The following is a 23339-nucleotide window of genomic DNA, read 5'->3' on the forward strand; positions in this document are numbered from 1 at the left end:
TGAAACGGAAGAGGCCACGCTTCTTCCGTTTCTTTTTGCTGGAGTCTTGCCCATGTCTTACCACTGGAACTGGGGCATCTTCCTGAGCCCCGTGTCGACCGGCGAGCCGACGACTTATTTCGGATGGCTGATGTCCGGCTTCTGGGTGACGATCGAAGTGTCGCTCGTCGCCTGGGTCATCGCGCTGATCGTCGGGTCGCTGTTCGGCGTGCTGCGCACCGTGCCGAACAAATGGCTCGCCGCGATCGGCACCGTATACGTGTCGATCTTCCGGAACATTCCGCTGATCGTGCAGTTCTTCGTCTGGTATCTCGTGATACCCGAGTTGCTGCCTGCGTCGATCGGCACCTGGATCAAGCAGTTGCCGCCCGGCACGCAGTTCTTTACCGCGTCGATCGTCTGTCTCGGCCTGTTCACGGGCGCGCGCGTGTGCGAACAGGTGCGCTCGGGGATCAACGCGCTGCCGAAGGGCCAGCGCGCGGCCGGCCTCGCGATGGGCTTCACGCAATGGCAGACCTATCGCTACGTGCTGCTGCCCGTCGCGTACCGGATCATCGTGCCGCCGCTCACGTCGGAATTCCTGAACATCTTCAAGAACTCCGCCGTCGCGTCGACGATCGGCCTGCTCGACCTGTCCGCGCAGGCGCGCCAGCTCGTCGACTACACCGCGCAGACCTACGAGTCGTTCATCGCGGTGACGCTCGCGTACGTGCTGATCAACCTCGTCGTGATGGCGTTCATGCGCTGGATCGAAGGCCGTACGCGGCTGCCCGGCTATATCGGAGGCAAGTGATGCATCAGTTCGACTGGAGTAGTATTCCCGGCGCGATTCCGACGCTGTGGTCCGGCGCGGTCGTCACGTTCAAGATCACGCTGATCGCGATCGTGGTCGGGATCGTCTGGGGCACGCTGCTCGCGCTGCTGCGGCTGTCCGGCGTGAAGCCGCTCGCGTGGTTCGCGAAGGCGTACGTGACGGTGTTCCGCTCGATCCCGCTCGTGATGGTGCTGCTGTGGTTCTTCCTGATCGTGCCGCAGGTGCTGCAGGGCGTGCTCGGGCTGTCGCCGACGATCGACATCCGGCTCGCGTCGGCCATGGTCGCGTTCTCGTTGTTCGAAGCCGCGTATTATTCCGAGATCATCCGCGCCGGCATCCAGGCGGTGCCGCGCGGGCAGGTGAACGCCGCGTTCGCGCTCGGCATGAACTACGCGCAGGCGATGCGCCTCGTGATCCTGCCGCAGGCGTTCCGCGCGATGGTGCCGCTGCTGCTCACGCAGGCGATCGTCCTGTTCCAGGATACGTCGCTCGTGTACGTGATCAGTCTCGCGGACTTCTTCCGCACGGCCGCCAACATCGGCGATCGCGACGGCACGACCGTCGAGATGGTCCTGTTCGCGGGTGCATGCTATTTCGTGATTTGCTCGGTGGCGTCTGCCCTCGTCAAAGGTCTCCAGAAAAAGGTCACAAGATGATTTCCATCAAGAACGTTTCGAAGTGGTACGGCCAGTTTCAGGTCCTTACCGACTGCACGACCGAGGTCAAGAAAGGCGAGGTGGTCGTCGTGTGCGGCCCGTCGGGCTCGGGCAAGTCGACGCTGATCAAGACCGTGAACGGCCTCGAGCCGTTCCAGCAGGGCGAGATCCTCGTGAACGGCCAGTCGGTCGGCGACAAGAAGACGAACCTGTCGAAGCTGCGCTCGAAGGTCGGGATGGTGTTCCAGCATTTCGAGCTGTTCCCGCACCTGTCGATCACCGAGAACCTGACGCTCGCGCAGATCAAGGTGCTCGGCCGCGGCAAGGACGAAGCGGCCGACAAGGGGCTGAAGCTGCTCGATCGCGTCGGCCTGAAGGCGCATGCGCACAAGTTTCCGGGCCAGCTGTCGGGCGGCCAGCAGCAGCGGGTCGCGATCGCGCGCGCGCTGTCGATGGACCCGATCGCGATGCTGTTCGACGAACCGACGTCCGCGCTCGACCCCGAGATGATCAACGAAGTGCTCGACGTGATGGTCGAACTCGCGCAGGAAGGGATGACGATGATGGTCGTCACGCACGAGATGGGCTTCGCGAAGAAGGTCGCGCATCGCGTGATCTTCATGGACAAGGGCGCGATCGTCGAGGACGACCGCAAGGATGATTTCTTCTCGAACCCGAAATCGGACCGCGCGAAGGACTTCCTCGCGAAGATCCTGCACTGAGCATTCGCGCGTCTTGCGCGCATCGATGCGAAAACCGCCCGGCATGCCGCCGGGCGGTTTTTTTTCGTCCGCCGCCGGGCGTTACCAGCTGTACCGGTAGCCGACCTGCCCGACGATCCCGCGACGGTAGTCGCCGCCGATGTTGCGCGCGATCTTCGCATTCGCGTACAGCTCGCCCGACTTGCCGAAGCCGGCGGTCACGCCGACGCCGAGCTCGTACCAGGTGCGCCCGAGATGCGTCGCGAACGGCGTGCCGCCGACCACGGTTTGCCCCGGCGACAGGAAGTCGTGCAGCACGTCGGCCGTGAAGTACGGCGTCGCGGCGCCGCCGCCCGCGTCCGACTGGAGGTTCGGCCGGAAGAGGCGCACGCCGACGCGGCCGCGCAGCGCATTCGACGTCGTGCCCGATACGGGCGACACGTTGTCGTTGAACCCGTTCAGCTTCAGGTACTGATACATCAGCTGCGCCTGCGGCTCGACCGCGACCGGCAACGTGCCGATCGCGAACGGCTTGCCGACTTCCTGCGACAGCGCGACGCCGAAGCCGTTCTGCGACGCCTCGTTGCCGTAGCTGTCGCGATAGCGGTTGCCGTAGTGCGTGACCTGCCCGACGGTGTCGAAGTAGGTGCCGTCGGACAGGTAGCGCGTCCAGTAGCCGCCGACGCTCTGCGCGTGCATCTCGACCGAGCCGGTCGACGTCGACAGATTGGGCGAGCCCGCACGCGCCAGGTCGCTGAAGCTCGCATTCGACGTACCGATGCTGGCCGTCACGCCCGCATGCGTGCTGCCGGCGCCGTTGGGCGCCTGGTCGAGGGTCCAGTCCTTGCCGAACTGCGCGAAGAACGTGCGTTCGTCGGCCGAGAAGCGCCCCGCGTTCGCATCGAGGCTCTGGCCGCCGATGCGCCCCCACACGCCGTCGCGATTGCCGGGCTGCTGCTTCTCGACGTTGTAGAGGTCGCCGACGCGCTCGTGCAGCCTGCCGAGCGTCGAGAAGCCGTAGTCGGCGTTCAGCAGCGGCGTCATCGCGTAGCCGGAGACACCCGGACGATACGCGAGCGCGCCGCCGTTGCCATTCCCGTTTCCATTTCCGTTACCGCCGCCGCCGGACGGGTGGATCGGATCGCCGGGGTCGGTCTGGTCGAGCTGCGAACGCAGGTACCAGCCGTTCGCGTCGCTTTGCCCGCCGCGATAGAGCCGGTACTCGTATGCGCCGGCCTGGACCGGGCCCGCGAGATGGAATGCCGACGCGGCGGTCGTGCCGCCGTTGGCCGTGACCACCACGGGAATCCCGTCGCCGGTCGTCTGCGCGCCGGTGCCGGCCGTGTTGGCGATCTTCAGGCCGGTCGTGCCGCTCGCCGCGCCGCCGTTCACGATCAGCCGGTCGGTCGGCGACCCGTCGGCGCCGAGATACGTGTTCAGCGCGATCGTGCCGCCGTTGCCGACGTAGCCGCCGGTCGTCAGCGTCTTGTAGCTGCCGGCGAGCGTCGGCGAGCCGGTCGGCGCGGCGAACGCGACGAGGCCCGCGTTGTTCAGGTTGCTCAGCACCGAGCTGCCCGTCATGCGCCACGTGCTCGTGCCGTCGACGGTCAGCGCGACCGGATCGATCTTGCCGGTCAGCGTCGTGCCGTTCGCGAGGAACACGTTGCCGGTGCTCGTTGCGTCGGAAACGATGTCGCCCGCGAGGTTCACGGCCGATGCGTCGAACGTCACGTTGCTGCCGTTCGCGAGGTTCAGCAGCGTCCCGTTGCCGGCCGACACGACCGTGCCGTTGCGCACCGCGATGTCGGCCGTGCCGCCGCGTGCGGCGAAGGCCGGCCCGGCGACGGACGTCACGCTGCCGCCGTCGACGAGCACCGAGCTGGTCGCGCCGTTCGCGAGCGTGTCCGACGTCAGCACGCCGGCCGTTGCACCCGTGAGCGCCGTGCCGGTCAATGCGAGCACGCCGCCGCTGTTCGCGGTGGCGCCGTTGCCGGCCGCGCTGGCGAGCGACGAACCCGTATCGGCGATGCGGCCGCCGTTTTGCGCGACGACGCCATCGGCCGCGGCGCCCGACGCGGAAATTTTCACGCCCGACAGCAGCGCCGTCGCGCCGCCGTCCATCACGATCGCATGCGCGTTCGTGCCGGCTGTCGCGACGGTCGTCCCGTTGGCCGCGAGCGTCGAATCGGCCCCCGACACGGACAGGCCGAGCGCGCCGGCACCGGTCGTGCGCACGACCGTGGCCGCATCGGCCGCGATGCGTGCGCCGGCGCCGGTCGACGTGACGCCGGCGGCGCCGTTGCCGGTCGTGGCGACCTGCGTGCCGGCCAGCGCGATCGTTGCATTCGCACCGAGGTTGCGGATCCCGCTGCCGGAACCGCCGACCGCGATCGACGTCGTGCCGGCCGCGATGCCGCCTCCCGTGACGGTCGAATCGATCAGCACGCCGTCGGCGCTGCCGTTCGCGCTCACGGTGCCGGCGCCCGACAGCGCGACCGATGCGCCGGCCCCTGTCAGGCGCACGCCTGCGATACCGTCATCCGCTTCGATCGAACCTGCATTGGCGAGCGTGGCCGACGCGCCCTGCACGAGCGCGCCCGTGCCGTCCGACACGCGAATCGTCGAGGCATTGCTCACTGTGCCTTGCGTGCCGACGACGACGCCCGTCGAGCCGGCGCCGGTCAGCAGCACCGTGCTGCGGTTCTCGAGCGTGCCGAGGTTTTGCGCGACGAAGCCCGTCACGCCGGCGGTCGACGACGTGACGGCGGCATTGTTGGTCAGCGTCGTCGCGACCGGCGCGCCGGCAGCCGCGCCCGCGAGGTCGTGCGCCTGGCCGTCCACCACGCCCGCGGTCGCGCCGGCCGCATTCAGGTTGATCGTCGCGCCCGCGTCGATCGTGCCCTTCGCGCCGCCTTCGACCGCGATCGCGATGCCGTTCGCGCCGTTGACGTCGTACACCGCGTTGCCGGTCGACAGCGTGGTGCCGGCGTCGGTCGCGACGACACCGCGCGCGCGCTGGCCGTTGACGTCGGTCGTCAGCGCGCCGGCCGCCGACGCGCCCGTGTAGGCCGCGCCGCCCGCGACGCGGAACAGCGTCGAATCGTCGGTGTCGACGCTCAGGTGCTGCGCGGCGACGTTGATTTTCGAGCCCGCGCCGTATGCGTAGAAGCCGATCTGGTTCGTGCCGGACATGAAGGCCGGCACGGCGTTCGCGCCGACGTCGATCGTCGCGCCCGAGCGGGCATGCACGCCGATCGCGCCGGTGCCCGTCAGGTTCAGCGCGCCGTCGAGCGTCGCCTTCGCGAGCGGCCCTTCCGCCCAGACGCCGTAGTTGCGCGTGCCCGATGCGGGATCGAGGCCGCCGGCCACGTCGATCGTGCCGGTCGACGTCGCGGCCGTCGCGTTCGCGCCGGTGCCGACGACCATGATGCCGATGCCGTTCACGCCATTCAGCGTGATCGTGCCCGTGTTGGTCACGGTCGCGGCGGTGTCGGCCGCGAGCATGCCGACGTTGGCGAGCGGCGTGCCGGGCGCGGCGCCGTTGACGACGATCGCGCCCGCGTTGGTGAGCGTGCCGGACGTCGAGCCGATGCTCGCCAGCGCGGCGCCGTTCTGCGTCTGCGAGCCGATCACGATCGTGCCGAGATTGCTCGCGGTGCCGGACGCGCCGAGCAGGATGCCGTACCCGTGCGCGGACAGCGCGACGTCGTCTGCCGTGCCGCCGGGCGCGTACTGGGCCGAGCGGCCGAGATAGATCGTGCCGCCGGCTTCGTTCGTGAAGCTGCCGCCGGCGACGAGGCCGCCGATCACCTGGCTGTCGAGCGTCGTCGCATTCACGCCGACGTTGATCGTGCCGCTGTTCGACGCGCGCGCACCGTCCGCCGCGGCGACTGCGTAGTTCTGCAGGTCCGGCCGGTTGCCGTCGAGCGTCCATGCGCCGACGTTCATCACGCCGTGGTTCACGAACGAGGTGCCCGTACCGCTCGCATACACGCCGTTGCCCTCCGTGTACGCGTTGAAGCCGAAGTTGGCCGGCGGCGCGCTGCCGCTCGTGTCGAAGTTGTCGCCGGACGCATAGCCGGACGAGATCGTGCCGTTGTTGACGCCGCTTGCACCGCTCAGCAGGCGCACGAGCGTGAAGTCGCCCGACAGGCGCCCGTCGTTGACGAAGTGCGCGCCGTCCTCCGCGAGGACGGCCGAGCTCGAGACGATCGTGTTGGTGCCGCGGAAGTCGATCTGTCCGTCCTTGCCGATCTGCAGCGTCGCGTTCGCGCCCGTGCCGTGCATCGCCGACAGGAAATCGATCGGCAGCGTGTTCTTGTCGCCCGCCGATACGTTGTTCCGGTACTGGAAGGTTTCCTGCGAGAACGTGACGGCCTGGCCGAATGCGTTGTCGTATGCGGTCTGCGAGCCGAGCGCGCCGTTGCGGACCGAACGCACGAGAAAGTCGTTGTACGCGGCGAGCGACGCGGCATCGGTGACGCTCCACGTGCTGCCGTCGAACGCGGTGAAGGTGCCCGCGTAGGCCGGCACGTCGAGCTGGAGGTTGCCGACGGCGCCGCCGTTCGCGAGATAGTCGCCGGTGGTGAACCAGACCTGGTTGCGCGAATTCCAGTTCACGATGCTTTTCGCGGAGCCGGTGCCGTCCGCGAAGGTCAGGTCGGTATCCTTCGCGGCGATCGAGATCGCGTTGCCGGGCGCATCGGGTGCGTTCGCCGGATTGCCGACCGACACGTCGAGCGTGCCGCCGGTGCGGCCGACGGTGCCGATGCGTGCGTCCAGGTACTGGTTGCCGTTCACGTCGTGGTAGACCGGCACGTTGGCCGCGGCTGCCGTCGACGCGGTGAACGCGGACGAGTCGTAGGTCGCGACCGACGTGTGCGTGCCGGTGATCGAGTCGGGCGTGCTGACGCTGTACGTCTTGCCGCCGAGCGACAGCAGCGGCTGGTTCGGATTGCCCGATACGACGGTCGTGCTGCCGATCGGCGCGAGCGTGTAGCCGCCATCGCCGGTCGAGCCGGCCCATGCGCCGGTCACGCCGACCGTGTCGCCGCCCGACACGGTCACGGAACCGACGCCGTGGTCGTTGATCGTCGGGCTGAAGCTGCTGAGTGCGCAGGTGCCGCCGCTCGCGGCGGTTGCGCCGTTGCCGCAGGTCGATGCGTGCGCGGCGCCGGCCGACAGCGCGGCCAGTGCGGCGCCGAGCGCCGCGACGCGCAGTGGCAACCGGCGCGTCGTTGCGCGTGCGGTGTGACGACTTGAGCCCGATGCACTGCCCGAACGCTTGCCGCGCGCCCGAGTCGTTTCCGCGACCGCGACCCAGCAGCCGGCGGCCTCGCTCCATATCGATCGAAATGAGTGATTCACGACATACCCCTCTTTCTTCTTTTTGAAGTGGCATTCGCCGCCATTCGGCGAATTCGCGTTCCGCGGTGGGCAAATAATCCGAAGGAGCGTGCGGCGGCTCTGGCTGCGTGTCGCGCCAATCGTGTTTCGTTACACCGAGGATGGGCGGAGTCTACTGATTCGAGTGGCCGTCGATTATCGAGAAATGGGAAACTGTAATGATGCGAACCGTAATGCGTGGTATTTTTGATTTGTGTGGTTGATCGAACCGAACGCCATGGCCGGTGCGGGTTTGAGGGCGGTGTGTTAAAAGCGGAAAGGGTGGCCGGGGTAGGTGGGATAGCGCACGGTTCCGGCGGATGAGATGCACTAAAATGCGGCTCGAGGATTATGTTTTAATTGCTGGCTGTTTTGTTTGTCTCGGATTTTATTTATTTTCGCTTGTAAATTAATAAAATCAAGCGAATGTTGCGTGACATCGATCGGTTGCATCGGGCAATGCCCAAAATGAAACCGTATTGACTGCAGCGACGCGATTTGCGCGGATGGCGGGCGCTGTCGACGGTGCCGGATGAAGTTCGCGCGGCAGGCAGGAAACGAGCGGAAAGCGGGCGCTGCCGATGCCGCGCCGGCGTCAGAAATCGATCGCGTCGTCGGAATCGCCGTCGGCCGCGGTGGCGAGCGCTTCGCGAACCGCCGTGCGCGGCGCGGACGCCGACGCGTCGAGCGACGGGTTGCGCAGCTTCTCGAGCACGCGCTCGGGCACCGGGATCTGCATCCGCGCGGCGACGTCGCCGCACTGGAACATGATCAGCTCGCCCGGCTCGAATGCGGTCCACACTTCGTTGTCGGTGAGCGGCTGCGTCGCGATCACCGCGACGCGATCCTCGGGCGTCGTGTATTTCGCGAAGTCGATCGACAGGTCTTCGTCGACGAGATGCGCGGTCGAGAACGGCCAGCGCCGCACGAGGTAATGCAGCCGTGTCGAGCAGTGCGCGAAGAGCGCCTGGCCGTTCGACATCAGGAAATTGAACACGCCGTGATCGGTGATGCCGCGCGTCAGCTCGCCGACTCGCTCGAACAGCTCCGGCAGCGGCGGCTGCGCACCGGGAAAGGCCTCGCGCAGCCCCTGCATCAGCACGCAGAACGCCCGTTCGCTGTCGGTCGTGCCGACCGGATGGTAGACGCTGCCGTCCATGTCGGGCGCGTAGTCCTGCAGGTCGCCGTTATGCGCGAAGATCCAGTGCCGGCCCCACAGCTCGCGCATGAACGGATGGCTGTTCTCGAGCAGGATGTGCCCTTGCGTCGCCTTGCGGATGTGCGCGATCGTGTTCTTCGACTTGATCGGGTAGCGCTTCACCATTTCGGCGATCGGCGACGTGGCCGAGGCCTGGTGATCGATGAAGAGGCGGCAGGCCTTGTCCTCGAAGAACGCGATGCCCCAGCCGTCGGCATGGTGATCGGTGAGCCCGCCCCGGGCCGCGAAACCTGTGAAGGAGAATGTGACGTCCGTCGGCGCGGCGCAGTTCATTCCTAGGAGTTGGCACATTTTACGTGGGGCGGCAGGCTGAAGCAGGGGGTAACGAACCGGGCGAACCCCGGTACAATGCGGCTTCTAGCATATCACCGAGCCCTGAGCGGTAAAAAGCGGATTCCGCTGGCCCAAGGCCCCGTGTTGCGGTTTGCCGTCAGTCGGCCCGCGCACGCGCGTTCCGGCCCCGCCGATGGCAAGCCCGTTCCTCACGACGCCTCCTATGACTGCCTCGAACGCTTCTTCCCCGGCGACGCTTTCGCTCGCCCGTCCCGACGACTGGCACCTGCACCTGCGCGACGGCGACATGCTCGCCGCCGTGCTGCCGCACACCGCCCGCCAGTTCGGCCGCGCCATCGTCATGCCGAACCTGAAGCCGCCGGTCACGACCACCGCGCACGCGCAGGCCTATCGCGAGCGCATCCTCGCCGCGCTGCCGGCCGGGATGACGTTCGAACCGCTGATGACGCTGTACCTGACCGACAACACGCCGCCCGACGAAATCCGCCGCGCGCGCGAAAGCGGCTTCGTGCGCGGCGTGAAGCTGTATCCGGCAGGCGCCACGACGAATTCGGACCACGGCGTCACCGATCTCGCGAAATGCGCGAAGACGCTCGAGGCGATGCAGGAAACCGGCATGCCGCTGCTCGTGCACGGCGAGGTGACCGATGCGTCGATCGACCTGTTCGACCGCGAGAAGGTGTTCATCGACCGCGTGATGACGCCGCTGCGCCGCGATTTCCCGGGCCTGAAGGTCGTGTTCGAGCACATCACGACGAAGGATGCGGCCGACTACGTGCGCGATGCCGACGCGGCGCCCGGCCTGCTCGGCGCGACGATCACCGCGCATCACCTGCTGTACAACCGCAACGCGCTGTTCGTCGGCGGGATTCGTCCGCACTACTACTGTCTGCCGGTGCTGAAGCGCGAGACGCATCGCGTGGCGCTGGTCGAGGCCGCGACATCGGGCAACCCGCGCTTCTTCCTCGGCACCGACAGCGCGCCGCATGCGCGCGACGCGAAGGAAACCGCGTGCGGCTGCGCGGGCTGCTACACGGCGCTGCACGCGCTCGAACTGTACGCGGAAGCGTTCGACACGGCCGGCGCGCTCGACAAGCTGGAAGGGTTCGCGAGCTTCTTCGGCGCCGACTTCTACGGGCTGCCGCGCAGCGCCGAGACGGTCACGCTGCGCCGCGAGGCGTGGGAACTGCCGCGCGAGATCTTCGCGGGCGATACGCCGGTCGTGCCGCTGCGCGGCGGGGAGACGATCGGCTGGAAACTCGCGTGACCGGTGCGCCGCCGCGCGAATCCGGCCGTGCGGCCGGTCGTGCGTCGGCGGATTTCGCGCGGATCGACTGGTCCGCGCCGTGGCTCGCGCCTTACGCGGCGCCGGGCCGTGAGTGGCAGGCGGCCGCCCGGGCGGGCGAGGCCGTGTGGCTCGATGCGTTGACCGGCGCGTTGCGCGACGGCGATCGGGTCACCGGTCGCGGCAGGCCGCTGCGCTTCGTCCCGCAGGCCGAGCTGCCGCCCGGCGTCGCGTACGAGACCCATATCGCGGACACCGGCTGCGTGCCGACCCGCCACAATCTTCACGACTTCTTCAATGCGCTCGTCTGGTTCGCGTACCCGCGCACCAAGGCCGCGCTGAACGCGCGCCAGGCCGCCGCGATCGACGCGGCGGGCGGCGTCGGCCCCGTGCGCGGCGCATTGCGCGATGCGTTGACGTTGTTCGACGAGAACGCCGCGCTGTTCGTGACCGCCGAGCGCGCGCTCGCCGACGCGCTGCGCGGCTTCGACTGGCCGCGGCTGTTGATCGCCGCGCGCGACGCGTGGGGCACGCGCTGCGAGGCGCGGCTCGTCGGCCATGCGCTGCTCGAACAGCTGGTCGCCCCCTACAAGTCCTGCACCGCGCACGCGTGGATCGTCGAAGTGAGCGCCGACTATTTTTCATGGCCCGATGCGCAACGGATCGCGCACGTCGACGCGCGAATCGCCGCCGAACTCGCGACGCGCGCGCTGACGAGCCGCGATTTCGCGCCGTTGCCGGTGCTCGGCGTGCCGGGCTGGTGCGCGGCGAACGCCGACGCCGCGTTCTACGACGACACGGCCGTGTTTCGCCGCGGCCGCCGCTCGCGCGCTGCCGACGGCGGCGCGCAGTGCTAGAATGCGCGTCGCAAAGCAGGCCAGGCAGTCGCGGCCTCGCCGCCTTCGGGCGCGCGGGGGCGAGGAAAGTCCGGACTCCACAGGGCAGGGTGATGGCTAACGGCCATCCGTGGCGACACGCGGAACAGGGCAACAGAAAGCAAACCGCCGATGGCCCGGCGCAAGCCGGGATCAGGTAAGGGTGAAACGGTGCGGTAAGAGCGCACCGCGGCGACGGCGACGTTCGCCGGCACGGTAACCTCCACCCGGAGCAATTCCAAGTAGGCAGGCGCGCATTTTCGGATGCAGGACGGGGCCCCCGTCTCGTCTGCGGGTAGGAAGCTTGAGCGCGTCAGCAATGGCGCGCCTAGAGGAATGACTGCCACGCGCTGCGTGCTTCGGCGCGCGGCGTGCACAGAATCCGGCTTATCGGCCTGCTTTGCCGTTCGAATGCGAAAGGGCCGGCGTCTCCGTGCGGAGCGCCGGCCCTTTTTCATGCGCGCGTCGTGCGCTCAGGCGGCGACGATGTCGAACGAATGCGTGAGTTCGGCCGTCTTCGCGATCATGATCGACGCGGAGCAGTACTTGTCGTGCGACAGGTTGATCGCGCGCTCGACCGTGGCCGGGTTCAGGTTGCGCCCGGTGACCGTGAAGTGGAAATGCACCTTCGTGAACACCTTCGGATCTTCGCTCGCGCGCTCGGCCTTCAGCGTAACCGAGCAGCCGGTCACTTCCTGGCGGCTCTTCTTCAGGATCAGCACGACGTCATAGGCCGTGCAGCCGCCGGTGCCGAGCAGCACCATTTCCATCGGACGCGGCGCGAGGTTGTGGCCGCCGCCTTCCGGCGCGCCATCCATCGTGACGAGATGCCCGCTGCCGGTCTCGGCGGAAAACGCCATGCCGTCCTGGCCCATCCAGCTTACTTTGCATTCCATGCTTGCACTCCAGCGTTGCCTGATTCGAATTCGATCCGGCATTGTAGCCCGCGGCGCAACGGTCGGCTGATGCGCTGCACGACGTGCAACGCCGGTGCCGCGCGAGCGGGGTGGCGAGCGGCGATTTCCCTGCTTGATTTAGGGGTTTTGCTCTAGGAAGGGGCGTTTTGGAGTCGTGTCGGAAGAATCTATGTTGTTGAATTTAAACGGGAATTTGTTTTGGCGTGCTCGCCTGCTGGGATCCCATATCGTGGGATTGGATTTCGTAATGCAAATTTTCTTGTGAAGTCGGCGGGGTATTCGTATAATGAGATCCATTGGTTGTCGCGCTGCGGCAACCTCCGAATGTCTCCTCCACCCTCCTCCTAAGGTGGATTAAGCCCGAACCAGCCGTTCGGGCTTTTTTTCGTCCCATGCAAGCATCGGCAGCCGATTTGGGCGCGCCGACACCGTCATGCGGGCTGGCGCGCGCCTGGCTGCGACGTCGCGTCGGGCGGCATGCCGCGCGAGCCCGCGTCGGGCGCCGGCGCGGGGACGGCCGACGCATGGCCATGGCCGCGTGCGCAGAAGTGGCGCACGCGTTCGCGCACCGCGCGCAGGCGCGCGACGCGGTCTTCGGCATGGGCGGTTCGGGCGTCGGCGATGCGCGCGTCGAGTGCGTCGAGCTTGGCTTCGCAGCCGGAGCGGGCGGCGACGGCGGGCGCCGCGGCGGCCAGCAAGGCGGCCGCGAGGCAGGGTGCAAGGCGTTGTTTCATCATGCTGGATTGTTGTTTTTCGGGTTCGGCCGGTCGGGCGCGGCAAGGTCATGTACCGCGCGTCGATGGGTGCTCCCGCCGGCGCTCGGTTCGCCTGGCTTGTCGGGGCACGATCGAATTTTGGCCCATTTCGGCCGCCGCGAACACGGGACGTGGATTCTCTTTGACCACGCAGCCGTATTTCCTTTATAATTCAGGGCTTTTCCGCATTCATGCCCACGGAAAAAGAACAGGGAGAGCCTGCACCGCGCCTCGAAGCGCACACAGACAAGCAGGAAGAACACATCGGGCAAAGCAATTTTTTTGGATCGATCATGAAGACGTTTTCCGCAAAAGCCCATGAGGTGACGCGCGAATGGTACGTGATTGACGCGACGGATAAGGTTCTCGGCCGTGTTGCCAGCGAAGTGGCACGCCGTCTGCGCGGCAAGCACAAGCCTGAGTTCACCCCGCACGTCGACACTGGTGATTTCATCATCATCATCAACGCGAGCAAGTTGAAGGTCACGGGCAACAAGACGCTGGACAAGAAGTACTACCGTCACTCGGGCTACCCGGGCGGTATCTATGAAACGACGTTCGGCAAGATGCAGGAACGCTTCCCGGGCCGCGCGCTCGAGAAGGCGGTCAAGGGCATGCTGCCGAAGGGCCCGCTCGGCTACGCGATGATCAAGAAGCTGAAGGTCTACGCAGAAGCGACGCATCCGCACTCGGCTCAACAGCCGAAGGCGCTCGAGATCTAAGGGGAGCCCACATGATCGGTAACTGGAACTACGGTACGGGCCGCCGCAAGAGCGCAGTCGCACGTGTCTTCATCAAGGCTGGCAAGGGCGACATCATCGTCAACGGCAAGCCCATCGCTGACTACTTCTCGCGCGAAACGTCGCTGATGATCGTGCGCCAACCGCTGGAACTCACGAACCACGGCCAGACGTTCGACATCAAGGTCAACGTCAACGGCGGCGGCGAAACGGGTCAGGCAGGCGCAGTGCGCCACGGCATCACCCGTGCACTGATCGACTACGATGCGACGCTGAAGCCGTCGCTGTCGAACGCAGGCTTCGTCACGCGCGATGCGCGTGAAGTCGAGCGTAAGAAGGTCGGTCTGCGCAAGGCACGCCGCGCAAAGCAGTTCTCGAAGCGTTAATTCCGCTTCATGGCCTCGCCGCTTTCGGGCGGCGTCCGCCGGAAAAACCGCCAGCTTTCACGCTGGCGGTTTTTTTATGCCCGCTTCCCGGCCGCCGCCGCGGCCGCCCGTGCGGGCGCGCTTGATGAAATCGACAAGAACCTATTGATTTCATGGACTTCAGCACGATCTTCTGATCGGCCCTACAATAGCGGCTAAAGCTTTTTGGAGAGTTCGAATGAACGCTGTTACCGAATCCGCAGCAACGACGACCGATATGCCGATGCCGTTCGTCTTCACCGACGCCGCGGCCGACAAGGTCAAGCAACTGATCGACGAAGAGGGCAATCCCGACCTGAAGCTGCGCGTGTTCGTGCAGGGTGGCGGCTGTTCCGGCTTCCAGTACGGCTTCACGTTCGACGAGGAAGTCAACGAGGACGACACCGTGATGGACAAGAACGGCGTCCAGCTCCTGATCGACTCGATGAGCTACCAGTACCTGGTCGGCGCCGAGATCGACTACAAGGACGACCTCAACGGCGCCCAGTTCGTGATCAAGAACCCGAACGCGACCACCACCTGCGGGTGCGGTTCGTCGTTCTCGGTCTGAGCGCACATCAGATCCACGCCGGTTCGCCGGAATGAAAAAACGGGGCTTCATGCCCCGTTTTTTCATGCGCATTCATCCTTCCACACCCGCCGCGCGGCGGGTATCGCCTCAACGCGGATAGAGCGCGCCGAGCACGCGATTGCCGGCTGCGCCGGTGACCGTCGCGAGATTGCCCGGCTGGCGCGCGGTGAAGCGGTACGCGAGCCACGCGAACGCGAGCGCTTCGACTTGCTGCGGCGGCACGCCGAGCGCGGCCGTCGTCTCGACGGTGGCCGGCACGCCGGCCTCGCTCAGCGCGTGCCGGAGCGCGTCGAGCAGCACCGGATTGCGGGCGCCGCCGCCGCATACGAAGACGGCCTTGCAGCCCGGTGCGTGCTGCGCGATTTCGCGCGCCACCGATACGGCGGTGAGCGCGGTGAGCGTCGCCTGCACGTCCTCCGGCGCAACCTGCGGGAACGCGGCGAGCTTCGCATCGAGCCATGCGGGATTGAACAGGTCGCGCCCGGTGCTTTTCGGCGGCGGCGCGGTGAAATACGGTTCGTCGAGCAGCGCGTCGAGCAGCGGCGCGTGGAGGGTGCCGCGTGCGGCGAACTTCCCGCCGTCGTCGTACGGCTTGCCCAGATGGCGGGTCGCCCATGCATCGATCAGCGCGTTCGCGGGGCCGCAGTCGAAGCCGCGCACGTCGCCGCCGGCGCCGGGCAGGATCGTGATGTTGCTGATCCCGCCGAGATTGCAGACGACGCGCGTTTCGCCCGGCGCGCCGAATACCGTCGCATGGAAGGCCGGCGCGAGCGGCGCGCCGTGGCCGCCCGCGGCCACATCGCGGCTGCGGAAATCGGCGATCACGTCGACCTGGGTCAGCTCGGCGAGCAGTGCCGGGTTGTTGAGCTGGCGCGTATAGCCGCGCTCGGGGCGATGGCGCACCGTCTGGCCGTGCACGCCGATCGCGCGGATCTCGTCGCGCGACAGCCCGGCCGTGCGCTGCAATTCATGGCAGCACACCGCATAGCGTGTGACGAGCGCATTCGCCGCGAGCGATTCGCGGTCGATCTCGTTGTCGCCGGGCTGTTGCAGCGCGAACAGCGCATCGCGCAGCGATTGCGCGAAGCCGACGAATGCTTCGGCGAGCACGACCGGCGCGCGGCCGGCCTCGAAACGCACGGCGACGCCGTCGACGCCGTCCATGCTGGTTCCCGACATCAGCCCGAAGTAGATGCCGTCTGCCGGATCGGCATGCTGCGGCTGTCGTTGCGGCACGTTGGGTTCTCCTGGATCGTGCGGCGCGGGCCGGTGCCGCGCGCCTTGCGCCCGATTATCCGCGCAACGTGACGCGCCGTTAAGCGATGCGCGCGCAAGTTATGGGAAAATCCCTGTTTTTGCGACATTCTTCCTGGCACCGATGAGCACCGAACCCAGTTCCAAGCCCGTTTTCCCGATCACCGACGAAGTCCGGCATGCGCTCGCCGTCACGAAGCGCGGCGTCGACGAGCTGCTGATCGAGGAAGAGTTCGCGCAGAAGCTCGCGCGCAGCGCAGCCACGGGCACGCCGCTGCGCATCAAGCTCGGCCTCGACCCGACCGCGCCGGATATCCACATCGGCCATACGGTCGTGCTGAACAAGATGCGTCAGTTGCAGGACCTCGGTCACACGGTGATCTTCCTGATCGGCGATTTCACGTCGCTGATCGGCGATCCGTCGGGCCGCAACGCGACGCGCCCGCCGCTCACGCGCGAGCAGATCGAATCGAATGCGAAGACCTACTTCGAGCAGGCCGCGCTCGTGCTCGATCGCGACAAGACCGAGATCCGCTACAACAGCGAATGGTCGATGCCGCTCGGCGCGGACGGGATGATCAAGCTCGCGTCGCGCTACACGGTCGCGCGGATCCTCGAGCGCGAGGATTTCACGAAGCGCTTCCAGGGCGGCGTGCCGATCTCGATCCACGAATTCCTGTACCCGCTGATGCAGGGCTACGATTCGGTCGCGCTGAACGCCGATCTCGAACTCGGCGGCACCGACCAGAAGTTCAATCTGCTGGTCGGCCGCGAACTGCAGAAGCAGTACGGCCAGGAACAGCAGTGCATCCTGACGATGCCGCTGCTCGAAGGCCTCGACGGCGTCGAGAAGATGTCGAAGTCGAAGGGCAACTACGTCGGCATCAGCGAGAAGCCGACCGACATGTTCGGCAAGCTGATGAGCATCTCGGACACGCTGATGTGGCGTTACTTCGAACTGCTGTCGTTCCGCAGCCTCGACGAGATCGTCGGCTTCAAGCGCGAGGCCGAAGGCGGCCGCAACCCGCGCGACTTCAAGGTGCTGCTCGCGCAGGAAATCGTCGCGCGCTTCCATTCGCAGGCCGACGCCGAGCGCGCGCTCGAGGACTTCAACCACCGCGCGAAGGGTGGCGTGCCGGACGACATTCCGTCGGTCACGCTGGCCGGCGCGCCGCTGGCGATCGGTCAGTTGCTGAAGCAGGCCGGCCTCGTGCCGTCGACGAGCGAAGCGCTGCGCAACATCGAGCAGGGCGGCGTGAAGATCGACGGCGCAACCGTGTCGGACAAGGGCCTGAAGGTCGAGGCCGGCGAGTTCGTCGTGCAGGTCGGCAAGCGCCGCTTCGCGCGCGTCACGCTGACCGCATGATCGCGCTGATCCAGCGCGTGACGCGCGCCGACGTGCGCGTCGGCGGCCGCACGACGGGCGAGATCGGCGCGGGCCTGCTCGCGCTGGTCTGTGCGGAGCGCGGCGATACCGAGGCCGCGGCCGACAAGCTGCTCGCGAAGCTGCTCGGCTACCGCGTGTTCAGCGACGCGGCCGGCAAGATGAACCTGCCGGTGTCGAACATCGACGGCGAAGGCCGCGCGGGCGGCCTGCTGCTCGTGTCGCAGTTCACGCTCGCGGCCGATACCAACAGCGGGCTGCGTCCGAGCTTCACGCCGGCCGCGCCGCCCGACGAAGGCGCGCGGCTGTTCGACTATTTCGTCGCGGCCGCGCGGGCGCGCCATCCCGTCGTCGAGACGGGCGAGTTCGGCGCCGACATGCAGGTATCGCTCGTCAACGACGGCCCCGTGACGTTCTGGCTGCAAGTGCGGCCCTGATTCTTCCCCGGAGACGCGCCGCGATGGCCACCACGCAGATTCTTTTCATCCGCCATGGCGAGACGGCCTGGAACCGCATCAAGCGCATCCAGGGGCATATCGACATCCCGCTGGCCGACACGGGGCTCGCGCAGGCGCAGCGGCTGGCCGCCCGGCTCGGGCGGGAGGCGCGCGACGGCGCGCGGATCGACGCCGTGTATTCGAGCGACCTGATGCGCGCGCAACAGACCGCGCAACCCTTTGCCGATGCGCTCGGGCTGCCGCTGCTGCTGCGCGAAGGGTTGCGCGAACGCTCGTACGGCGCGTTCCAGGGGCACGACAGCACCGAGATCGAAGCGTTATTTCCGGACGCGTATGCGGCGTGGCAGACGCGCGATCCGGGTTTCGCGCCGGAGGGCGGCGAGTCGCAGCGCGAGTTCTATCACCGCGTGCTGCATGCGCTCGAACCGATCGTCGCCGCGCATCCGGGCGGCCGGATCGCGTGCGTCGCGCACGGCGGCGTGCTCGATTGCGTGTATCGCTTCGCGAACGGGATCGAGCTGTCGGCGCCGCGCACCTATCAGTTGCTCAACACCAGCATCAACGTCGTCGATTACGCGGATGGCCGTGCGCAGGTCGTGAAGTGGGCCGACGTGTCGCATCTCGACGCTGCGAGCGACGATGACGACGGGTACCGCAAGGTGCTCTGAGCATGCCTGCCCCGTCCGGCCTGGCCGGCCCGGGGCTCCCTTGTCTTCTTCCGCGTGACGCTTACCGCGGCAGCCCGTGACGCGTCTTGTAGTCGAGCGCGTACGCGATCTTGCCGGGCTTGTCGGCCGTGATCGGCTGGCGCAGCTTGTCGAATTCCCCCTTGCTGTATTTCTTCCCGCCGTTGATCGCATCGGCGCGCCCGAGGTCGGCACCCGTCTTGCCGTCGATCACCGGGTCCGTGGCCGCGACCATCCGCGTCGACGCATTCCAGACGGCATTCAGGTAGCCCGTGTCGGCCTTCGCCGGATCGGGATCGGTCGCGCCGGGCCGCGTCAGGTCGTAGCCGGCCAGCGTGAACGTGCCCGGCTGCGCGCGCAGCCAGTCGGCCCAGTAGAACTCGAGGTAGTCGGTCGCCTGGGCGGGTTTGCTGTAGCCGATGTCGCGCGTGAAATAGACGAGCGACCGGTAGCGGTCGTTCGTCATCCCGCGTGTCAGGCCGAGGCCGGTCGGCAGTTGCGCGGTCGTGATCGGCTTGCCGTCGCCGTCCTTCAGGCGCAGATAGCCGCGGCTTTGCATCTGCTGCCAGAATGCGTCCCCCGCGTAGTCGCTGAGGTTGTCCTTGACGACGACGTGCACGTGCAGCGTCGGGCCGCCGTCCGGCGTCTCGTAATAGGTCGACAGGCCGTGGTGACCGTCGGTCAGGTACAGCGCATCGCCGTTCGGGCCGATCACGACGGGGTTCAGCACCGAGCGGTCGCGCGCGTTCGCGTCGGTCGTCGCGCACGTGTAGCTTGCCGGCTCGCGCAGCGACGATCGGGCCGTGTAGCCGCTCGATGCGACGCCGCCAAGGCCTTCGTCGGCGCAGAAGTCGTCGAACTTCTTGTCGGGCTGCAATTCGTAGCGGCCGAGCTTGTAATAGATCTGGTCGTAGCCGATCGCCCCCTGCGTCGGATGGAGATCGCCGAGCGTCACGTCGATCAGGTCGCCGGCGCGGGCGGCTTTCCACTTGCCCGGTTGGGGCGGGTTGGTGGCGGGCGGCGTGGGGGCCGGCGTCGTCGTGCCGCCGGACGGCGACTGCGCGTCCGTGCGCGCGACGGCGGCGACATCGTCGCCTCCGCACGCGGCGAGGGCGAAGACGGCGGACAGACTGGCGGCAAGGGCGAAACGGATCGGCAGGCGTGGCATCGCGGGCGTCGGGCGTCGGTAACGGGTGGCAGGGCGCCGCGCGGGTCACGGGCGTGCGGGACGGGCACGACGTGCGACCGTGCGCGGGTGCAAGCGTGTCAGCTTGTCACAGGTATTTGACAGTAAATTGAAATGATCCGAAGAAGCGGATCGTCAGGCGGGCGGGGCGCCGTCGGACGGGGCGGCCGTCGCGCGGCGGCGCGCACGCTTCGACGCACCGTTGACGAGCGCCCAGCGCAGCACGGGGGCGACGGCACGTATGCCGGGCCGGACCACCGCGCGCCGCAGCGGCGCGAACGCCGATACGCGCAGCATGCGCTGCGCCCACGGCGGCAGCAGGTCGATCCCGGCATGCATCACCAGCGACGCGGCAGGCCGCAGCGCCGGCTTCGCGACCGGCACATTCAGCAGGATGGACATCACGTCGAACGTGCGCGGCCCGGCTTCGAGTTCTGGCAGGCAGCATGCGCGCGAGGTAGGCCGCCACCTCGGCGCGCGAACGCGGAACCGCTTCGGCGCCGAGCAGCTCGGCGATCAGTGCCGTCTCCGCGTAATAGCGGTCCTGCAGTTCGCCCGGCAGCGCCGGATTCACGTAACGCAGATGCGCGGCGAGGAAGCTTGATACTTCGGCGACATGCACCCAGGTCAGCAACGCAGGATCGTCGGCGCGGTACGGTCGTCCGTCCGGCGCGCTGCCCGAGATGTGCGCATGGATCGCTTTCACGCGCTCGATCAGCGCGAGCGCGTCCGCGCGGCTGCCGAACGTCGTGCCCGTGATGAACGTGGCGGTGCGCCGCAAGCGGCCGAAGATGTCGGTGCGGAACGACGAATGATCCCAGACACCCGCGAGCGCGAGCGGGTGGAGCGCCTGCAGCAGCAGCGCGGCGATGCCGCCCGTCATCATCGACGTGAAATCGGCATGCACGCGCCAGCAGACGGCGTCGGGGCCGAACAGCCCCGGGTCGCCAGGCGGCGAAGACAGATCGATCGACGGGCCGCCGCCGCCCGCCGTCAGGTGCGTGATGCCGGCCACGAGCCGCTTGCGGATCGGCTCGGCCCAGCGCGGGCCCGGCGCGGATGCGGTGGGGTGGCGGCTGGGCGGCGTCGTCATGGCGGATGCGGCTCGGGCGACGGATTACTTCCCGTCGGGGGTATCCCAGTCGTCGCGTTCGGTGCGGCGGGCTTCGGGCACCGACAGCCCGAAGTGGCGATACGTGAGCAACGTCGCGACGCGCCCGCGCGGCGTGCGCTGCAGGAAGCCCTGCTGGATCAGGTACGGTTCGAGCACGTCCTCGATCGTGTCGCGCTCCTCGCCGATCGCCGCCGCGAGGTTGTCGACGCCGACCGGGCCGCCGTCGAACTTGTACAGGATCGCTTCGAGCAGCTTGCGGTCCATCAGGTCGAAGCCGACCGGATCGACGTCGAGCATCGCGAGCGCGGCGTCGGCCACCGCCGCGGTGATCTGGCCGTCGGCCTTCACTTCCGCGAAGTCGCGCACGCGGCGCAGCAGCCGGTTCGCGATCCGCGGCGTGCCGCGCGAGCGCTTCGCGATTTCCAGCGCGCCGTTCGGATCGATCTGCGCATTGAGCAGCGACGCCGAGCGCCGCACGATGCGCGACAGTTGATCGGCGTCGTAGAACTCGAGGCGCGCGACGATCCCGAAACGATCGCGCAGCGGGTTGGTCAGCATGCCCGCGCGGGTGGTCGCGCCGACCAGCGTGAACGGCTGCAGGTCGAGCTTCACGCTACGCGCGGCCGGGCCTTCGCCGATCATGATGTCGATCTGGTAATCCTCGACCGCCGGATACAGGATTTCCTCGACGACCGGCGACAGCCGGTGGATTTCGTCGATGAACAGCACGTCGTTCGCTTCGAGGTTCGTCAGCAGCGCGGCGAGATCGCCCGCGCGTTCGAGCACGGGGCCCGACGTCTGCCGCAGGTTCACGCCCATCTCGCGCGCGATGATGTGGGCGAGCGTCGTCTTGCCGAGACCGGGCGGCCCGAACAGCAGTACGTGGTCGAGCGGCTCGGAGCGGCGCTTCGCGGCTTCGATGAAGATTTCGAGCTGGCCGCGCACCTTTTCCTGGCCGACGTAGTCGTCGAGCTGGCGCGGCCGCAACGCACGTTCGAACACCTCCTCGTGCGACGAGGCGGGCGTGGCGGCGATGATCCGCTGCTCGGTGGCGAGTTTGTCGGTTTCAATCATGCGGCCATTGTACCGCGCGACGAATCCCGGGCCACCTGGCCGAACGGCCGACTGGCGAGCGCCGCGCGGCGGCGCGACACTGGCTTCGACGGCCGGATCGAGCGCGCGTTACGCCTTCGACAATGCCTTCAGCGCGAGCTTGATGCCTTCGGACACGCCGGTGCCGGCCGGCACGTTCTTGATCGCGGCCAGGCCTTCCTTCTCGGAGTAGCCGAGCGCCAGCAGCGCGTTGAGGATGTCGGTCGCGTGGTCGGACGGCGACGCGGCGCCGGCGAGCGCGCCGAGGTCGGCGCCGAGCTTGCCCTTCAGTTCGAGCAGCAGGCGCTCGGCCGTCTTCTTGCCGATGCCGGGCAGGCGCGTGAGGCGGGCGGCGTCCTGCATCGTCACGGCCTGCGCGAGCTCCTGCACGCTCATGCCGGACAGCACGGCGAGCGCCATGCGCGCGCCGATGCCGGTGATCTTCAGCAGCTCGCGGAAGGTCGTGCGCTCCTGCGGCGTCAGGAAGCCGTACAGCAGGTGCGCGTCCTCGCGGACGATCTGCTGCGTGAGCAGCACGACGCGCTCGCCCGTTTGCGGCAGGTTGTAGAAGGTGCTCATCGGCACGTCGATTTCGTAGCCGACGCCGTTGCAGTCGACGAGCAGATGAGGCGGGTTCTTTTCGAGCAGGATGCCGGCGATGCGACCGATCATGGAGGACGGGATGCGAGGAAGAAAGCGCGAGTGTAGCGCACGCGCGGCGCAATGCCGATGGGCGCGGCCGTCAGGCTGGAGCGGCGCGCGTCGCGGGCGGGCAGGCGCGGATGAAGCGGTCAAGGTGGCCGGCGCAGGCAAGGCGGCCAACGCGGTCGCGCCGACGTGCCGGGCCGCGGTGCGCGGCAGCGTCAGCCGACCAGCCTGCCGCGCCGCACGCGCAGCCCTTTCTGCGCGAGCGCCGGCGCGAGGCCGCCCAGCGTGCCGAGCGTGCTGCCGCCGTGCGCGTGGCAGATCGCCATGCCGAGCGCGTCGGCCGCGTCGGAGCCTGGCTGGCCGGACAGGTTGAGCAGCCGCGTGACCATTTCCTGCATCTGCGTCTTGGTCGCGCGGCCGTAGCCGACCACGGCCTGCTTGAGCTGCAGCGCCGTGTATTCGGCGACCGGCAGCCCGCCCGCGACGAGGCCGCAGATCGCGGCGCCGCGCGCCTGGCCGAGCAGCAGCGTGGACTGCGGGTTCACGTTGACGAACACCTTTTCGATCGCGGCCTGGTCGGGCGCGTGTTCGCGCACGATCGTCGAGACGCCCTGGAAGATCGTGCCGAGCCGGGTGGCCAGATCGGCCGTCGGCGTGCGGATCACGCCGCTCGTGACATAGGCGAGCCGGTGGCCGCTGACGTCGATGACGCCGAAGCCGGTGACGCGCAGGCCGGGGTCGATGCCGAGAATTCGCATTGAGTGAGGAGAGTGGCGTGATGCAGCGATACTACAACGAATGGTGCGGCAAGCCGGCCGCCGGCTCGCGCGGGAACGCGCCGCGCAATAAAAAACCCGGCGGAGGTGATGCCGCCGGGTTC

General features: G+C 67.8%; 22 protein-coding genes, 1 other RNA gene and 1 pseudogene. 13 read left to right on the forward strand and 11 right to left on the reverse strand.

The annotated features are described in order from the left end of the window. The first annotated feature begins 52 nt into the window (after positions 1-52). Genes HWX62_RS29085 through HWX62_RS29095 form a run of 3 tightly spaced genes read left to right on the forward strand, consistent with a single transcriptional unit; the run spans position 53 to position 2192 of the window. Entirely contained in the window at positions 53-793 is a 741-nt protein-coding gene (locus HWX62_RS29085; RefSeq protein ID WP_006476908.1) for an amino acid ABC transporter permease, read from the forward strand. Then, on the forward strand, positions 793-1470 hold the full coding sequence (gene gltK / locus HWX62_RS29090; RefSeq protein ID WP_175927645.1) for a glutamate/aspartate ABC transporter permease GltK: 678 nt from the start codon (positions 793-795) through the stop codon (positions 1468-1470). The genes HWX62_RS29085 and gltK overlap by 1 nt, the downstream gene beginning before the upstream one ends. Then, on the forward strand, positions 1467-2192 hold the full coding sequence (locus tag HWX62_RS29095) for an amino acid ABC transporter ATP-binding protein (RefSeq protein ID WP_175923109.1): 726 nt from the start codon (positions 1467-1469) through the stop codon (positions 2190-2192). The genes gltK and HWX62_RS29095 overlap by 4 nt, the downstream gene beginning before the upstream one ends. An 81-nt stretch (positions 2193-2273) precedes the next feature. On the opposite strand, the gene HWX62_RS29100 is transcribed toward HWX62_RS29095, so the two are convergent. Together HWX62_RS29100 and HWX62_RS29105 are read right to left on the reverse strand one after the other, a co-directional pair. Beyond that, entirely contained in the window at positions 2274-7538 is a 5265-nt protein-coding gene (locus tag HWX62_RS29100) for an autotransporter outer membrane beta-barrel domain-containing protein (protein WP_175985302.1), read from the reverse strand. A 613-nt stretch (positions 7539-8151) separates the two neighbouring features. After that, positions 8152-9066, reverse strand: a complete 915-nt coding sequence (locus HWX62_RS29105) for a class II glutamine amidotransferase (RefSeq protein WP_175927647.1) — start codon at positions 9064-9066, stop codon at positions 8152-8154. A 205-nt stretch (positions 9067-9271) separates the two neighbouring features. Here HWX62_RS29105 and pyrC point away from each other — a divergent pair, with 205 nt between their 5' ends. The 3 genes from pyrC to rnpB all read left to right on the forward strand — a co-directional run bounded on the left by pyrC (position 9272) and on the right by rnpB (position 11635). Beyond that, the gene (gene pyrC, locus HWX62_RS29110; protein ID WP_175927648.1) at positions 9272-10336 is read left to right on the forward strand and encodes a dihydroorotase; all 1065 of its coding nucleotides are present in this window, start codon (positions 9272-9274) and stop codon (positions 10334-10336) included. Further along, on the forward strand, positions 10333-11211 hold the full coding sequence (locus HWX62_RS29115; protein WP_175927649.1) for a DUF3025 domain-containing protein: 879 nt from the start codon (positions 10333-10335) through the stop codon (positions 11209-11211). The genes pyrC and HWX62_RS29115 overlap by 4 nt, the downstream gene beginning before the upstream one ends. Before the next feature lie 12 nt (positions 11212-11223). Then, positions 11224-11635: RNase P RNA component class A (rnpB, locus tag HWX62_RS29120), an RNA gene on the forward strand. Positions 11636-11702: 67 nt separating this feature from the next. Here rnpB and HWX62_RS29125 read toward each other — a convergent pair. Both HWX62_RS29125 and HWX62_RS29130 read right to left on the reverse strand, forming a co-directional pair. Then, a complete protein-coding gene (locus HWX62_RS29125; RefSeq protein ID WP_012492957.1) occupies positions 11703-12167 on the reverse strand; it encodes an OsmC family protein in 465 nt (154 codons plus the stop codon). Between the two features lie 410 nt (positions 12168-12577). Then, the gene (locus tag HWX62_RS29130) at positions 12578-12883 is read right to left on the reverse strand and encodes a DUF1090 family protein (protein ID WP_175927650.1); all 306 of its coding nucleotides are present in this window, start codon (positions 12881-12883) and stop codon (positions 12578-12580) included. A 311-nt stretch (positions 12884-13194) separates the two neighbouring features. Here HWX62_RS29130 and rplM point away from each other — a divergent pair, with 311 nt between their 5' ends. From rplM to erpA, 4 genes are read left to right on the forward strand one after another with little or no spacing between them, the layout of a single operon-like run. Continuing rightward, positions 13195-13623 carry a 50S ribosomal protein L13 gene (gene rplM, locus HWX62_RS29135; protein WP_009687896.1) on the forward strand — a complete coding sequence of 143 codons (429 nt, stop codon included), beginning with the start codon at positions 13195-13197 and terminating at the stop codon, positions 13621-13623. An 11-nt stretch (positions 13624-13634) separates the two neighbouring features. Beyond that, positions 13635-14027, forward strand: a complete 393-nt coding sequence (rpsI, locus tag HWX62_RS29140; protein ID WP_011883283.1) for a 30S ribosomal protein S9 — start codon at positions 13635-13637, stop codon at positions 14025-14027. 9 nt (positions 14028-14036) lie between these two features. After that, positions 14037-14225 carry a hypothetical protein gene (locus tag HWX62_RS29145; protein ID WP_175927554.1) on the forward strand — a complete coding sequence of 63 codons (189 nt, stop codon included), beginning with the start codon at positions 14037-14039 and terminating at the stop codon, positions 14223-14225. A gap of 19 nt (positions 14226-14244) precedes the next feature. Beyond that, positions 14245-14616 carry an iron-sulfur cluster insertion protein ErpA gene (gene erpA, locus HWX62_RS29150; protein ID WP_175927651.1) on the forward strand — a complete coding sequence of 124 codons (372 nt, stop codon included), beginning with the start codon at positions 14245-14247 and terminating at the stop codon, positions 14614-14616. A gap of 108 nt (positions 14617-14724) precedes the next feature. Here the strand turns inward: erpA and HWX62_RS29155 are convergent, their stop codons facing one another. Beyond that, the gene (locus HWX62_RS29155; protein ID WP_175927652.1) at positions 14725-15873 is read right to left on the reverse strand and encodes an anhydro-N-acetylmuramic acid kinase; all 1149 of its coding nucleotides are present in this window, start codon (positions 15871-15873) and stop codon (positions 14725-14727) included. Positions 15874-16015: 142 nt separating this feature from the next. Here HWX62_RS29155 and tyrS point away from each other — a divergent pair, with 142 nt between their 5' ends. From tyrS to HWX62_RS29170, 3 genes are read left to right on the forward strand one after another with little or no spacing between them, the layout of a single operon-like run. Continuing rightward, the gene (tyrS, locus tag HWX62_RS29160; protein ID WP_175927653.1) at positions 16016-17257 is read left to right on the forward strand and encodes a tyrosine--tRNA ligase; all 1242 of its coding nucleotides are present in this window, start codon (positions 16016-16018) and stop codon (positions 17255-17257) included. Beyond that, the gene (gene dtd, locus HWX62_RS29165) at positions 17254-17712 is read left to right on the forward strand and encodes a D-aminoacyl-tRNA deacylase (RefSeq protein WP_006483442.1); all 459 of its coding nucleotides are present in this window, start codon (positions 17254-17256) and stop codon (positions 17710-17712) included. The genes tyrS and dtd overlap by 4 nt, the downstream gene beginning before the upstream one ends. Before the next feature lie 23 nt (positions 17713-17735). Next, positions 17736-18401, forward strand: coding sequence for a histidine phosphatase family protein (locus HWX62_RS29170; RefSeq protein ID WP_175927654.1), 666 nt, complete (start codon positions 17736-17738; stop codon positions 18399-18401). Between the two features lie 61 nt (positions 18402-18462). On the opposite strand, the gene HWX62_RS29175 is transcribed toward HWX62_RS29170, so the two are convergent. The 6 genes and pseudogenes from HWX62_RS29175 to ruvC form a co-directional block, all read right to left on the reverse strand. Next, positions 18463-19587, reverse strand: coding sequence for a ParB/Srx family N-terminal domain-containing protein (locus tag HWX62_RS29175; protein WP_175927655.1), 1125 nt, complete (start codon positions 19585-19587; stop codon positions 18463-18465). 153 nt (positions 19588-19740) lie between these two features. Further along, positions 19741-20007: a hypothetical protein gene (locus HWX62_RS33350; protein ID WP_347879946.1), complete on the reverse strand. Its 267-nt coding sequence runs from the start codon at positions 20005-20007 to the stop codon at positions 19741-19743. After that, positions 19955-20698, reverse strand: a pseudogene (locus HWX62_RS29180) (oxygenase MpaB family protein); the annotation flags it as partial. The pseudogene HWX62_RS29180 and the gene HWX62_RS33350, both read right to left, overlap by 53 nt. 24 nt (positions 20699-20722) lie before the next feature. Then, positions 20723-21793 carry a Holliday junction branch migration DNA helicase RuvB gene (ruvB, locus tag HWX62_RS29185; RefSeq protein WP_175927657.1) on the reverse strand — a complete coding sequence of 357 codons (1071 nt, stop codon included), beginning with the start codon at positions 21791-21793 and terminating at the stop codon, positions 20723-20725. 108 nt (positions 21794-21901) lie between these two features. Next, on the reverse strand, positions 21902-22483 hold the full coding sequence (gene ruvA, locus HWX62_RS29190; RefSeq protein ID WP_021162490.1) for a Holliday junction branch migration protein RuvA: 582 nt from the start codon (positions 22481-22483) through the stop codon (positions 21902-21904). 191 nt (positions 22484-22674) lie between these two features. Further along, positions 22675-23217 (reverse strand): crossover junction endodeoxyribonuclease RuvC, encoded by a 543-nt coding sequence (ruvC, locus tag HWX62_RS29195; protein WP_175927658.1) that lies wholly within the window; start codon positions 23215-23217, stop codon positions 22675-22677. Between the last annotated feature and the right edge of the window lie 122 nt (positions 23218-23339).

The organism is Burkholderia sp. BCC0506, assembly GCF_902833145.1.
GTDB lineage: Bacteria > Pseudomonadota > Gammaproteobacteria > Burkholderiales > Burkholderiaceae > Burkholderia.

Coding starts and splice junctions, on each gene's coding strand:
- gltK (WP_175927645.1), top strand. CDS start 793: ATGCATCAGTTCGACTGGAGTAGTATTCCCGGCGCGATTCCGACGCTG.
- rpsI (WP_011883283.1), top strand. CDS start 13,635: ATGATCGGTAACTGGAACTACGGTACGGGCCGCCGCAAGAGCGCAGTC.
- HWX62_RS29105 (WP_175927647.1), bottom strand. CDS start 9,066: ATGTGCCAACTCCTAGGAATGAACTGCGCCGCGCCGACGGACGTCACA.
- HWX62_RS29170 (WP_175927654.1), top strand. CDS start 17,736: ATGGCCACCACGCAGATTCTTTTCATCCGCCATGGCGAGACGGCCTGG.
- dtd (WP_006483442.1), top strand. CDS start 17,254: ATGATCGCGCTGATCCAGCGCGTGACGCGCGCCGACGTGCGCGTCGGC.
- ruvB (WP_175927657.1), bottom strand. CDS start 21,793: ATGATTGAAACCGACAAACTCGCCACCGAGCAGCGGATCATCGCCGCC.
- HWX62_RS29095 (WP_175923109.1), top strand. CDS start 1,467: ATGATTTCCATCAAGAACGTTTCGAAGTGGTACGGCCAGTTTCAGGTC.
- ruvA (WP_021162490.1), bottom strand. CDS start 22,483: ATGATCGGTCGCATCGCCGGCATCCTGCTCGAAAAGAACCCGCCTCAT.
- pyrC (WP_175927648.1), top strand. CDS start 9,272: ATGACTGCCTCGAACGCTTCTTCCCCGGCGACGCTTTCGCTCGCCCGT.
- HWX62_RS29145 (WP_175927554.1), top strand. CDS start 14,037: ATGGCCTCGCCGCTTTCGGGCGGCGTCCGCCGGAAAAACCGCCAGCTT.
- tyrS (WP_175927653.1), top strand. CDS start 16,016: ATGAGCACCGAACCCAGTTCCAAGCCCGTTTTCCCGATCACCGACGAA.
- HWX62_RS29130 (WP_175927650.1), bottom strand. CDS start 12,883: ATGATGAAACAACGCCTTGCACCCTGCCTCGCGGCCGCCTTGCTGGCC.
- rplM (WP_009687896.1), top strand. CDS start 13,195: ATGAAGACGTTTTCCGCAAAAGCCCATGAGGTGACGCGCGAATGGTAC.
- HWX62_RS29175 (WP_175927655.1), bottom strand. CDS start 19,587: ATGCCACGCCTGCCGATCCGTTTCGCCCTTGCCGCCAGTCTGTCCGCC.
- HWX62_RS29085 (WP_006476908.1), top strand. CDS start 53: ATGTCTTACCACTGGAACTGGGGCATCTTCCTGAGCCCCGTGTCGACC.
- HWX62_RS29125 (WP_012492957.1), bottom strand. CDS start 12,167: ATGCCGGATCGAATTCGAATCAGGCAACGCTGGAGTGCAAGCATGGAA.
- HWX62_RS33350 (WP_347879946.1), bottom strand. CDS start 20,007: ATGTCCATCCTGCTGAATGTGCCGGTCGCGAAGCCGGCGCTGCGGCCT.
- ruvC (WP_175927658.1), bottom strand. CDS start 23,217: ATGCGAATTCTCGGCATCGACCCCGGCCTGCGCGTCACCGGCTTCGGC.
- erpA (WP_175927651.1), top strand. CDS start 14,245: ATGAACGCTGTTACCGAATCCGCAGCAACGACGACCGATATGCCGATG.